At 41.9% G+C, this 12,307-nt stretch carries 10 protein-coding genes; 2 read left to right on the plus strand and 8 right to left on the minus strand.

All coding sequences use genetic code 11. The features are described 5' to 3' along the window. Window positions 1–50: 50 nt before the first annotated feature. Window positions 51–758 (minus strand): DUF1499 domain-containing protein, encoded by a 708-nt coding sequence (locus VUI23_RS07235; RefSeq protein WP_342807516.1) that lies wholly within the window; start codon window positions 756–758, stop codon window positions 51–53. A gap of 127 nt (window positions 759–885) precedes the next feature. Between VUI23_RS07235 and VUI23_RS07240 the strand changes: the two genes are divergently transcribed. Then, window positions 886–1,695 carry a sterol desaturase family protein gene (locus VUI23_RS07240; protein WP_342807518.1) on the plus strand — a complete coding sequence of 270 codons (810 nt, stop codon included), beginning with the start codon at window positions 886–888 and terminating at the stop codon, window positions 1,693–1,695. On the opposite strand, the gene VUI23_RS07245 is transcribed toward VUI23_RS07240, so the two are convergent. The 7 genes from VUI23_RS07245 to VUI23_RS07275 all read right to left on the minus strand — a co-directional run bounded on the left by VUI23_RS07245 (window position 1,692) and on the right by VUI23_RS07275 (window position 11,422). After that, a complete protein-coding gene (locus VUI23_RS07245) occupies window positions 1,692–2,309 on the minus strand; it encodes a CDP-alcohol phosphatidyltransferase family protein (protein ID WP_216050355.1) in 618 nt (205 codons plus the stop codon). The two genes, VUI23_RS07240 and VUI23_RS07245, sit on opposite strands and share 4 nt — an antisense overlap. Before the next feature lie 68 nt (window positions 2,310–2,377). Next, entirely contained in the window at window positions 2,378–3,040 is a 663-nt protein-coding gene (locus VUI23_RS07250; protein ID WP_342807520.1) for an ATP-binding cassette domain-containing protein, read from the minus strand. After that, the gene (locus VUI23_RS07255) at window positions 3,027–4,682 is read right to left on the minus strand and encodes an ABC transporter permease (protein WP_342807522.1); all 1,656 of its coding nucleotides are present in this window, start codon (window positions 4,680–4,682) and stop codon (window positions 3,027–3,029) included. The genes VUI23_RS07250 and VUI23_RS07255 overlap by 14 nt, the downstream gene beginning before the upstream one ends. Further along, complete coding sequence (locus tag VUI23_RS07260) at window positions 4,658–5,794, minus strand: ABC transporter substrate-binding protein (RefSeq protein WP_342808259.1); 1,137 nt, start codon at window positions 5,792–5,794, stop codon at window positions 4,658–4,660. The genes VUI23_RS07255 and VUI23_RS07260 overlap by 25 nt, the downstream gene beginning before the upstream one ends. A 76-nt stretch (window positions 5,795–5,870) precedes the next feature. Further along, entirely contained in the window at window positions 5,871–6,749 is an 879-nt protein-coding gene (locus tag VUI23_RS07265) for a DUF547 domain-containing protein (protein WP_342807524.1), read from the minus strand. Window positions 6,750–6,927: 178 nt separating this feature from the next. Continuing rightward, on the minus strand, window positions 6,928–9,069 hold the full coding sequence (locus VUI23_RS07270) for a bifunctional TVP38/TMEM64 family protein/FAD-dependent oxidoreductase (protein WP_303500170.1): 2,142 nt from the start codon (window positions 9,067–9,069) through the stop codon (window positions 6,928–6,930). A gap of 7 nt (window positions 9,070–9,076) precedes the next feature. Then, the gene (locus VUI23_RS07275; protein WP_342807525.1) at window positions 9,077–11,422 is read right to left on the minus strand and encodes a TonB-dependent receptor; all 2,346 of its coding nucleotides are present in this window, start codon (window positions 11,420–11,422) and stop codon (window positions 9,077–9,079) included. 409 nt (window positions 11,423–11,831) lie between these two features. Between VUI23_RS07275 and VUI23_RS07280 the strand changes: the two genes are divergently transcribed. Continuing rightward, window positions 11,832–12,254: a hypothetical protein gene (locus VUI23_RS07280; protein WP_303500168.1), complete on the plus strand. Its 423-nt coding sequence runs from the start codon at window positions 11,832–11,834 to the stop codon at window positions 12,252–12,254. The last annotated feature ends 53 nt before the right edge of the window (window positions 12,255–12,307 follow it).

The raw sequence follows: 12,307 nt of genomic DNA on the forward strand, positions 1-12,307 counted from the left end.
AAAAAGCCTCAATATTTTATCTAAATGAAATATTGAGGGCTTAATTTGTTTTATAGATGACTCTTGATTGTAGCGATGAGTTGTTCAATTCGCTCAGCATTTTTGCCGAGATCACTTCTACCAACACGGGATTTGCTGCGGATATCAACAATGGTGTCTGGTCCTTTACTAGCAATGCGAACAACCACATCATCTTTGAAGCCAAACCAGGCTGTAGTATCTGTTGCTTCAATAATACCTAATGTTTTGTCAGCATTAACCAATTCCCAACCTAAATCTTTAATGGCAGCTTCTGTAGCACTGAAGACTTGCAAACTAGGCTGAGAGAATGTTTGAGGGGTTAATTGCGGGTAGGCTTCTCGTTGTTGTTTAGCCGTTTCTTCACCGGCGTACTCAACTGGATTAGGCGCATCTGCACGTAAGTCTGCTATGGCGATAAATTGAGGAGGATTGCTAAGATCAGTTGAAATATCATGAATCGGAGGTACAGATTTAGCTTTATTCATAATGCTAAGGGGTAAACCAACGGCAACTAATGCCAAAACAGCAGATACTGTTACACTTGCCCAACTGATGTTTTTACGTAAAAAAATCACTTGAATTAAAATCAGAATAATTGCCCCAACACCGGCGAAAACTCCGTAGCGCAATGCTGTAAAAGCTGGACCGAGCTCTAAAATTCCATATTTGTATAACGGGCCAGGTAGTGCAACAAGTAAAATAGCGAGAAAGCTAATGAGGCTAACCAAGGTCTTCATAGTGAGTACTCCGATCTTATTGTAATATCCATGTTTTATAGCCTTATGATATATGAACAAATAGGTACGGTCAGTAATTGTTTTAGACTTAGTTTTGAAATCTGTTTAACAATGGTATTGAATCAATATGCAAAATGAAGCATGGCTGCGAATGGGTAGCTTTTTAACGGTCTTAGTGATCATGATGTTGTGGGAGGCGATATTGCCCAATCGGGTATCTCCTGTAGCGCGATCGAAAAGATGGCTCAGCAACTTTTTTTTGGTGTTCTGTGGTGCACTTGTGGGGCGGCTATTCGTTCCTGCCGGGCTGGCAGTTGTCGCTATTTTCGCTGATAACATGCAATTTGGTTTACTTAATATTCTAAGTATGCCCGATTGGTTGGTGATTTCGCTGGCCGTGATTATGCTAGATTGTTTGATTTACTGGCAGCACCGTTTATTCCATCGAGTGCCTATTTTATGGCGTTTACACAAAGTTCACCATGCCGATCCCCATTTAGATGCTTCTACTGGATTGCGTTTTCACCCGATTGAAATAGCCCTAAGTTTATTGGTTAAGGCTCTGGGGATTTTAATCTTAGGCGTGCCGGTTGAGGCGATTTTAATCTTTGAGATATTGCTCAATGGAAGTGCGATTTTTAATCACAGCAATATTAAATTGCCCAGTTGGTTAGAATGGCCTTTGCGTAAATTGGTGGTTACCCAAGCCATGCATCGTATTCATCATAGCCAGGTAGTGAAAGAGACTGATAGCAACTATGGCTTCTGTTTGTCTATCTGGGACCGTCTTTTTAATAGTTACACTAAACAAGCCGAAGCAGGAGACGATGGGCTAAAATTGGGATTAAAAGACTACCCCAATGAGTCTAGCAATACAGGTATTGGAACTGTGCTGTTAATGCCTTTTCGGGATAAACCTAGCAACCATAGTGATTAATCTTTGGTTGCTAGCAAAGTGTTATAACCTACCCAGATGCGAATAATTGCCGTTAACCAGCAAATGACCGCAAACACACTGGCGATCAGTACAAAATGAGTGGGCAACAAACAAAATAGACACAAGACCAAAATCGTTTCAAAACCCTCTGCTAGGCCACCCATATAATGTAAGCTTTTTTGTGGATAGTTAGGACTGTCGATGCCATGTTTGCTAGCCATAATGGCAAAGGCTAAAAAGCTCCCCCCAGTGGCCATAAAAGACAACATTAGAAAACTGCCAGCAATTGCATTTTCCAGTGGATTGACACATACAAATGCAAAAACAATGGCAGAATAAAAAATAAAATCTAAGGTAATATCTAAAAAACCACCGGCGTCAGAAGGGGCCGTTTCTCTGGCGATAGCGCCGTCCAATCCATCTCCTAATCGGTTTAACAAAATTAAACTTAATGCCACATAATAGTGCTCGAACATAATCGCCGGTATCGCTAACATTCCAACTATAAAACCCACAAAGGTTACTGAGTCTGCAGTAATACCCCATTTAATTAGCCGTTTCGCTAGGCAACAAAGAGGTTTTTTCAAAAGCCGATTTAATAGAGGGTCAATCATGGTTTACCTTGTTATTAGTGGTTTTCACTTATGAATGGCTTATCATTTTTTTAAAAGTGAATTTATTATTATAGACTGCGATAAAAATCAGCTAAGTCTAAGTGTTGGGCTTGTGCAGGAATATTATCTAGGTCGTGACTGACCATAATAGTTGGCACTCCTCGAGTTTGAAGTTGCGCAAATGCCCATTGACTCACTTGGGCGCTGGTTTTCGGATCCAGTGCTGCAAAAGGTTCGTCCATTAGCAGTGCTTTTGGCTCATTTGCCAGTGCTCTTACTAACCCCACTCTTGAGCGTTCGCCACCACTTAGTTGTTCAACGTAATGCTTGGCGACGTAACCCATATCAATTTTATTTAGCATGGCTAAAGCTAGGTCACGACGTTGATGCTTATTTAATTTATTAGGGGGTTGGTTTGTTGGATGCTTAGGTAGAGCAAAACAAATGTTATCTAGCACGGTTAAATGAGGGAATAGATGTACATCTTGCATCAACAAACCTATACGGCGCTGTTCTATCTTGACAGCGTTAAGCTGCACATCGTTCAAGGTTATATCACCACTGACTTTAGCATGCTCTGGTGTGTCTCCTAACAGCCAGTGCAAAAAAGTAGATTTTCCCATACCACTTGGGCCAGTCAATACCAACAACTCGCCGTTTTTAAGGCGTATTTCTGGAAGTTCGATGCATCCGTTTTCCATAAAAATTTTACAGTGGCTAATGTGTAACATCGAAACTTCCCCGGACACGTTGTGCCATTATACTGGCGGTAAAAAAGGCAATAAAAGGCAATGAAGCTTGAACTAACATATAGATCGCAGTGATATTTTGTTCGTTACCAGAGGCTATCGCAACCGCTTCAGTAGTGATTGTGGTCACGCGGCCGGCTCCGATCATTAAAGTTGGAATATATTGGGCAACACTGACGGAAAAAGCGATCGCTAGAGCACTTAACATTGCGGGTCGCAGCAACATCATGCGAATTTTCCAAAATTGTTGCCAGTAATTGTATCCAAAGCTGGCGGCGACTAATTCAAAATGGCGATCCAGACTCTGAAACGGGCCGCGCAACACAAGGTAGCTATAAGCAAAGGTGAAGGGCAGGTGTGACAGGATTATCCAACCGCTATGATAACCGCCATTCAAAGCTGTATGTGATATTTGCCAACCATATACCATGCCCAGTTGCGGTAAAAGAATCGCCATTAACCAAATATAATCGGGCAAATAAACTGTGCTTTGACGTTGTAGCTCCAAGGCTAAAATTGCCATGAACACACCTATGACACCACTTAATAAAGCAATGTAGAGGCTGTTCAATAACGGCCCTTGCATAAAAAACCATTCGTCTTGCCATAATCTGAAAGACCAATTTACGCTGCTTAAGGTGTTAATTGTTCCTTGATTGTTCCAGCCTAACGACCAGACCAAAAAAGTCACTAAAATAGCAAGGGTTAACAGACTAAAAAAACCTAACCAATGGGTAAATAGACGGCTAATTCGAACGATTTTTAAATTAGTTCCTTTTACTGCGTGATTGCGTAAACGTTTGACTGCCCACCATTCATGCAGATAAATGCCGACAATTAAAAGAGCTAACAAAACTAAAAGTACAAGATTACCAACAAAAGCCAAGGTTTGTTGTTCAGCAGTAAAACCGGTCTGCCAGTTATATAGCACGACAGCATAAAGTTCCGGAATATTAGGGCCTACCAATAAACTTATATCTAACACGGACAAGGAATAGGCCATAGCGGCGAGCAACGCTAAACGTGATTGTTTTAAGATGATAGGAAATACCAACAGCCACCAACTAGCACTTTCGCTGTGTCCTAGAGCTCTGCCTTGTAACAACCAATTTTTAATCGCTAACTGACGGCCTAAGGCACTGAATATTAATAAAAAGAATGGAACTTCTTTAATACTGATTGCGAACAACATTGTGACTAAGCTTTTGTGTGGTAAACCTAGCCATTGTGGTGGGTAATAGCCAAATACTCCCCAAAGGGAGGACCACAGCATACCACCAGAACTAAATAAATAAACTAAACCCAAGGCAACGGCTAAATGAGGTAACGATAATAGCGGGGCGAGTCGCTTTTCTAGCGCTTGCCAACGAGGGTTAAAACGATATTGACTGTACACCATAAACGCAATGTAAAGCGCCAATAAAGGAGCAAGTAACGATAACGCCAGCGTGCTTAATACCGTAGATGCTAAGCCGTTGTATGCAAAAAAACGCGCTATATCATTCCAAGATATAGCGACTGAAGGCCATATACCGACGATGATTCCAAATAGGGGAAGTCCTGCCACTAATGTAACAATCAACCAGCCGGTACTAAGCGTTAAGCGCCGTATTTTTGTTGCCATTGATCTTCAATAACTTGTTGCCATGAGCTATGCAGTTCTTGTTGCGAGGGGAGCGTTGATGCGGGATCTAATAACGGCCTAATCACCGCAGGATCACCCCAACTGCCATGTAATTTTTGATTCTGTGCTTCTTCACTTAATAAGAAGTTGATCACAACCTTTGCCCCTGATGGGCTTTGTGCGCCCTTTGGAATAGCCAAATTGTGGCTGTTAGTAATAGCGCCTTGAGTGAAATATAAACGTTGTGCCGAGACCGATATGCGCTTTTCCTGCTGCTCTTTGTTTAATTGATTTGGATTGAAACTGACGGCCATATCCAATTTGTTTTGTTGAAACAGCAAAAGTTGCTCGGTGTTTGAACTCGGAAAGGCACGACCTTGTTGCCAGATTAATGGATGCAATTGGTCTAAATATTCCCACAGCAGGGGGAGTAGTTTTGTTTGGGCTTCTGGGGTTGCGAATTCAAATAATCGTTTATCGTTGTTGCTAAGAGCCACTATAAGTTGCTTCAAAAATGTTGTGCCATGGAACTCTGGCGGTCTTGGATAACTAAGTCGGCCAGGGTGTTGTTTAGCAGCTTGCAGAATACTTGCCGGTGTGAAGTTTAAGTTCTGTTTGTCAGCACTGTTAAGTGCAAAGATATTCTGATTGGCAATAATGTTGTACTGGCCTACGCCCCAAGGTACTTCAAATTCTTCTATGGCTACACCAAAATCACTCTGTAACGAAAGTTGTTCGGTGGCCAGCATTGCACTATTGGGAATGGTTGACCACAAATTACCGAGTAACAACTGTTGTTGTTTTAAGTAACTGAAATTTTCGCCGTTTATCCAAAGCAAGTCGATGGCACTTTGGTTGCCTGACTCGGCTTTTAAACGGCTCACGGCTTCGCTAATATCCGCAACTTTAACGTGGCGCAGACGGATCTTGTAACGACTGGCAATTTCCCGCGCTGCCCAGCGCAGATAGTCATTGATTGGCTTTGAGCCACCCCATGCGTAAAAATACACGGTCTGGCCTTTAGCTTCAGTTAAGGTTTTTTGCCATTCTGGGCTAGTGGTCACTATGGTCGCGGTTGCACGCTGAGTTTCTTGCCCATGGGCAAACGGCATTACGCTACTCAACACAAGCAATAGCATTGTTATTGGCAGGGTAGCTCTGCTCATCATAGACGTTGTTACTGCCACGTTAAAAGTTCGCCACATCATTCAATCGCCAGTCATAATCTTTAAATGTGATGGGATAGTTGCCTTTTTTAATGATATCACGCTGGATTTGTGCGTTGCTATCACTGTCCACTAATGCGTCACTATACATATTAAGGACGTCGTATAATGAGCTAAATCCTTGCTGTCCTTTTTCAAAATCTTCACGGTACCATTGGAAAATTGAAGAAAGCGATGCTTCACCTTGTTGTCCTTTTACGATGATTTCGTTACGACTATTATCCGCTAAAAATAAGTGCATTTGACTATCAAGTTGAGCGTTGAGGTTATCTGCTGTAAAAGCTTCATTGCGAAGGGGAGGGCATGATACTGCAGCACAAACTAATGCCGCATGAATACGGGGCTCTTTAAACCACTGACGAATCATTTCATGCTCAATGTCGTCTAAATTGTGCTTTTTATCCAACAGATTAAAAAATTTCTTACTCCAGGGGGAGCTAAAAAATGAACCTAAGTCACGAATGGATTGAGCGTCGCCTTGTTTAAATTGCTCCCAGTTATCAACAATTAACTTTAAAGTGTAACCGTTGTAAGCGTTGATTAAAAAACTCAGTTGTTGTTGCTCATTCCAACCATCATATTGGCTCTTAGTTACACTTGAAAACGCACTTAAAGCTCGTTCTAACGCATCTTTTTTGAGAACCAATTGTTGGTATTTTACTCGGGTTTGCTTTTTGTCATCGGAGACTTGCACAACGTGCGCTAATAATTGGTTGTAGTTGTCAAAACCATGATCGAAGTCAGCAGCGTAGGATTTTGCACACACTAAAACAGCAAATAATACACTTGCCATAACACTGTTGATAACGATGTTTTTAATTTTACTTAAAGACGTGAACATATTATTTTCCGTTAAACTATCATTCATAAAAATGCGTCAAAAAGAAGAAATTCGCAGCGATTAACCACTAGGTTAATCGCAACGTTATTATTACCTTAAAACATTGGTAGGGCGCAGGCATGCTAACTAGCAAGTTAGATATTTGCTTTGCAACAATTCAAAAACGCCGGATACCCATTTATTTACGTCGCCAAGCGTGAAAACGTTCAACAAATGCCAATAGTTTTTGCGGTGCGTTATTTTTCTTCCAGTTGCCGGCCACGTTTTTATTGGCTTCAGCCATCGTTGGGTAAATATGGATCGTACCTAATAGTTTATTCAATCCTAAACCATGTTTCATGGCTAAAACGAATTCGGCTAATAGTTCGCCTGCATTTGCCCCTACTATGGTTGCACCGAGTATTTTGTCTTTCCCAGGTTTGGTTAACACTTTAACAAAACCGCGGGCGTGATCATCAGCCAGTGCCCGATCTAGCCCACCAATGTCATACCGAGTCACTTCTACTTGAATACCTTTTTGCTTAGCGGCTACTTCATTTAGACCTACTGTGGCAATTTCTGGCTCAGCGAAGGTCGCCCAAGGGATAACGCTGTAATCCACTTTAAAGATTTTAAAAGGTCTGAACAACGCATTCACTGCTGCATACCAAGCTTGATGGCTCGCAGTGTGAGTGAATTGATAAGGACCTGCAACATCTCCAGCGGCCAGAATATTAGGGTACTTGGTTTGTAAAAAGTCATTGGTGATAATAGTACGGTCTGTTTCGATACCAAGTTTCTCTAAACCAAAACCGGTTAAGTTCGCTTGGCGACCAACAGCGACTAAAATTTTATCAAACGGAATACGTTCTTCTTTACCTTCGTACTCAACAACTAACACATTGCCTTCGCTGGTGGTTTCCACCGCCATTGCGCTCGTGTTGAGGCGTAAATCGATACCGTCTTTTTCAAGCTGAATTTGTAAATGCTTGGCTGCATCTGGATCTTCTTTACTTAATACCTGCTCGCCACGTTCTATTTGTGTCACATGGGTGCCTAAGCGACCAAACGCTTGTGATAATTCACAACCAATTGGACCTCCACCAAGCACTATCATGCGTTTAGGTTGTTCTTGAATCTCCCAAAGATTATCTGCAGTTAAGTAGTCAATATCTTTTAAACCTGGGATATCAGGCACAAATGCACGAGCTCCGGTAGCAATAACAATATTGCGGGTGGTCAGGGATTGCACGCCATCTTCGGTTTGAATATCAACCTGCCACGGAGAAACAATGGTGGCATTACCAATGGCTACATTCACGCCCAAGGATTCGTAGCGTTCAACAGAATCATGAGGCTCAATAGATTTAATCACGCTATGTACTTTGTTCATCACCGCTTTAAAATCTACTTTTGGCGCATCATAGGTTACGCCTGCATTTTGCGAGGTGTGGTGAATGTGGGCTAATTTACTAGCATGTAATAAACTTTTAGATGGCACACAACCGGTATTCAGACAGTCACCACCCATTTTATGACGCTCAACTAAGGTTACTTTTGCTTTGATTGCTGCAGCAATATAAGCGGTAACCAAACCGGCTGAACCTGCTCCAATAACAACTAGGTTGCGATCGAATTTTTTGGGTTTTTTCCAGCCCTTATAGACACGACGTTGTTGCAATGCACTGAGCATGAATTTAGCGAGAATAGGGAAGATACCCAATAGCACGAAGGATAAAATCAAATCACCAGAAATGATGTCAGACAATTGATTAATTTCGACTAACTGTGTACCTGCGTTAACGTAGACCGCGGTTCCAATCAACATGCCTATTTGGCTAACCCAATAATAAGTCCAGGTTTTGATACTGGTAACACCCATTACTAAATTAATGATAAAGAAAGGAAATATGGGAACTAAGCGCAAACTAAGTAGGTAAAACGCACCGTCTTTTTCGATCCCTTTGTCGATTGACTCAAGCTTTTTCGAAAAGGTACTTTTAACCCAATCACGCAATAAAAAGCGAGATGCTAAAAATGCTAAGGTTGCGCCAATACTTGACGCGAATGAGGCAAGTAACAAACCCCAACCAAACCCAAATAATGCGCCTGCACCTAGCGTCAGAATGGCTGCGCCTGGTACACTCAAGGCCGTTGCCACAGCGTATATAATTAAGTAGCCAAAAAATGCCACTAACCAGTTAGCTTCAATGTATCCAGCCAATGATTGTTGATTGCTCTTTAAGCTTTCTAGGGTTAGGTATTGGTTAAGATCAAAGATAAAAAAGCTGGCGATTAATGCTGCAATTACTATGACCAATATTAAACGTTTACTGTTCATGTTGGGTTTAAGCCTTAAAATTGTATGTGTAGGTTAACTGAACATTTCTCGGAAGTTCAGGGAAAACTAGAGTTGATCCAAAATAGCCGCCCTCAAATACCGGACGCCAATTCTTTTCGTTGGTTAAATTACGCACTTCGAAGCGCAAATTCGATTGTTCAGAAAGAGCAATATTAGTGTTAATGTTAATGGTTATTTGATCCCGTATAAGTACGCTAGCAAGGTAATCCAGAGGGTAACTTTTAGTGTAAATCGCCGAACCTGAGACATCCCAGTTATCCAATATCTGATAGCCTGCACTGGCCGAAATTGTCTGCTGTGGAATACCTTGTACTCGTTGGTTTGAAGCTGCAAAACCGGCAAAGTTAGGTGCACCTATACCCGTGCCTTGAATGATGTCAGGACGAGAGTTGTCAAATGCATCAGCCACTTGCTGAGAGTCTTGTGCACTGGCAGAATTATCATATCGAGCATCTAAATAGCTATATCCTAGGTTGGCCCATAACGCACGTCCTTGATAAAATACTTGGGCTTCGAAGCCGTCAGCGATAATGCCTGTGTTGCTGCCGTCGCGATTGCGTAAACTGCGAGTTTGTTCGAAGATTGACGCATCTGCATACCAAGGTGTGTCGGCAGGAGAGTATTTCATACCCAATTCGTACAACGTGTTTTCGGTTGCAAAGTTCAGTGGACTGATTTTGTTATCTGCACCTAATACTGTGCCGCCGCCCATGCTGTTTGAGGTTGCTTCGTTATAACTGTATGTCGCATAGGTCACCACAGAATCGGTTAATTTGAAACGCGCAGAAGCTGAACCTGAGTATAACCATTTAGAGAATGTATCTTGAGCTGCAATTTGTCCTTGTGGCGGCAAAGCATCTCTGGCCTCAACATTGTAATGATCGGCGCGAATACCAAGGGTAGTGCTAAAGCGGTCGTTCCAGTCACTTTCCTGTTCAGCAAACAACCCTGTTTGCCAAGTTGTGGAGTCTGTGGTGTCAGATAATGAAAAGTCATTTACGCCATCTCCATCTACATCGTAGTTGGCGCCGGGAGACACAAATACCCCTGGTCGTAACTCAACTAATCGAGATTTTTGCGCATCTGTCAGCGGAATTCGACGCTGTTCAATCGTGCCCAACAAATCAATCGGCAAGTCAGCTTCTGTGGTAAATTGACTGTATCCCAAAACATCGTTGTAACGAATATCAATGCCCCAAGTTGTTTGTTGTTCAGCCTGCCAAATTGAATTTATTTCAAGTCGGTTTTGAGCTGTTTTGGCACCATCGATAATTTCGACAAAGCTGTTTTGTGCGATTTCTTCGCGCTCTAAATATTGAAAATAACTACGGTTAGTTAAGCTATGAATTGAATTTAACTCTCGCTGGTAAGTACTATGAAAAACATAGGTTTGTGCCGTATTGATATTATCTGGATCGGTTAGTACTGTGCTGCGGGGAATCTCCACTTCGCCGGTTGGCGATACAACCGCAAATGCACCGGGAATTAGTGAGCCGTTTGGTTGCACCCCTTGACCGGTAATATACAGGCCATTGTCGATTAAGTTCTGAGTAGGCCGGTTAATTCCTGCATTATCAGTGAAATCCACGTCATAATATTCGAAACTGATATCCCAGCTCGATTTGTCATCGGGGAGCAGGCGTAATGTCACGAATAAATCTTCACTCTGAAATCCGCTATAGTCGAAGTAGCTATCGTTATCGATATACTCGGCACTCACGCGAATCCCACTTTTGCCTTCTTCAATGGCTGTATTTATATCTAACTGAGCGCGATAGTGTTGCCAACTGCCTGCATTGGCCTGAAATTTGATATCCGTCCCTGATAAAGAAGCGACTTTGTTGTTTAGGTTAACAAAACCACCGTTTCGTTGACTTGTCCCTAAAATGACAGAGGGAGCTCCTTTTACTACATCAATTTGTCCCACGCTGTTAAAAGACAGTGGAATACCAAAGCCGTTGTTACCTGCTTGACGTCGCATTCCTTGTTGGAATAATTCCCCTAATTGACCACGAATTGTGGGTAGACTCGGTGCGCCAAAGCCACTTGCTGAGTAGGTGTTTGGCACTAACGTCAGCACGTCTTGCAAATCATCAATAGACAGTTGCTCTAGCATATCAGCAGAAATTGAAGACACTGAGCGAGCGATTTCCGTTAAGTTTTTATCTTTCCCAAATGGGCCATCGATGACTGCATTTTTAGGCGATAAAACAAGGGCGGGCTGCACTTCGCCTGTCACTATTACATGTTCAATATTATTTTCTTGAGCTGCAACGGGATAGGTCATAATCAAACTAACACCGACTAACAACTGCTGTGATTTGGTTACCATTGCTGTTCCTATAATTAATCACTCTGAGCCTAGAGACCTAGCGCCGCCGATTTTTATTGCACACTTATTCCAAATAATTGGAAATTTAGTCATATATATGAAAAATAATTATGCCTTAGGTTGCCCTATAAGAGACTAATTTCCTAATCCCATTGGCAAATACCCATTTATAAATTGGCGTTATACAAAATCCAATTGCCGTTATTGGTCTCTAAAAATCCACTACTTAGCGTGAAAGCTATATTGAATTTAAAAAACCTGAAAGAAAAATTAGAAAACTCGGTCTGATGTTATTCCTGTTCTCAGGTCGATGGCAGTAGAGGGGGCTTAAATCTTACCTACGCCAATAACTGCGTCGATAAAAGACGTTTAACAATATCAAAATCAACTGTGCTACTAAGGAATTTAAATGAGTGAAGTACTTCCTAACGAAATTCGGAGCCGCTTACAGTGGTCTCTTTTATCACTAAGACTAGGGGTTTTCCTCGTCATGTTTGTTTGGACATTAGATAAATTTGTCAATCCAGGACACAGTATCAAAATTTTTGAGCATTTTTATTCTATACCGGGGATGGGAGAAACTATGGCTTATGTGCTAGGCGCATTACAGCTTATTTTAGTGTTCGCTTTTTTAGCCGGTGTGAAAAAACGTTTGACGTACGGACTTATTTTCTTACTCCATGGCGGCTCAACTTTATCTGCAATGGGGCAGTATTTTGATGCCTTCAATAACTTATTGTTTTTTGCTGCATGGCCTATGTGGGCAGCGTGTTTCGCCCTTTATTTACTGCGCTCAGAAGATACTAAGTTTACCCTCGCCAAATTATCATAATAACGCAACACGTTTTGATTCAAGTAAAGTCGCTACTCCAGCGACTTTACTTT

This window comes from Alteromonas sp. M12 (assembly GCF_037478005.1).
GTDB lineage: Bacteria > Pseudomonadota > Gammaproteobacteria > Enterobacterales > Alteromonadaceae > Aliiglaciecola > Aliiglaciecola lipolytica_A.

Excerpts from the sequence above, each read along its gene's own strand:
- VUI23_RS07250 (WP_342807520.1), bottom strand. The coding sequence starts at position 3,040 with ATGTTACACATTAGCCACTGTAAAATTTTTATGGAAAACGGATGCATC.
- VUI23_RS07260 (WP_342808259.1), bottom strand. The coding sequence starts at position 5,794 with ATGCCGTTTGCCCATGGGCAAGAAACTCAGCGTGCAACCGCGACCATA.
- VUI23_RS07255 (WP_342807522.1), bottom strand. The coding sequence starts at position 4,682 with ATGGCAACAAAAATACGGCGCTTAACGCTTAGTACCGGCTGGTTGATT.
- VUI23_RS07275 (WP_342807525.1), bottom strand. The coding sequence starts at position 11,422 with ATGGTAACCAAATCACAGCAGTTGTTAGTCGGTGTTAGTTTGATTATG.
- VUI23_RS07245 (WP_216050355.1), bottom strand. The coding sequence starts at position 2,309 with ATGATTGACCCTCTATTAAATCGGCTTTTGAAAAAACCTCTTTGTTGC.
- VUI23_RS07270 (WP_303500170.1), bottom strand. The coding sequence starts at position 9,069 with ATGAACAGTAAACGTTTAATATTGGTCATAGTAATTGCAGCATTAATC.
- VUI23_RS07265 (WP_342807524.1), bottom strand. The coding sequence starts at position 6,749 with ATGTTCACGTCTTTAAGTAAAATTAAAAACATCGTTATCAACAGTGTT.
- VUI23_RS07235 (WP_342807516.1), bottom strand. The coding sequence starts at position 758 with ATGAAGACCTTGGTTAGCCTCATTAGCTTTCTCGCTATTTTACTTGTT.
- VUI23_RS07240 (WP_342807518.1), top strand. The coding sequence starts at position 886 with ATGCAAAATGAAGCATGGCTGCGAATGGGTAGCTTTTTAACGGTCTTA.
- VUI23_RS07280 (WP_303500168.1), top strand. The coding sequence starts at position 11,832 with ATGAGTGAAGTACTTCCTAACGAAATTCGGAGCCGCTTACAGTGGTCT.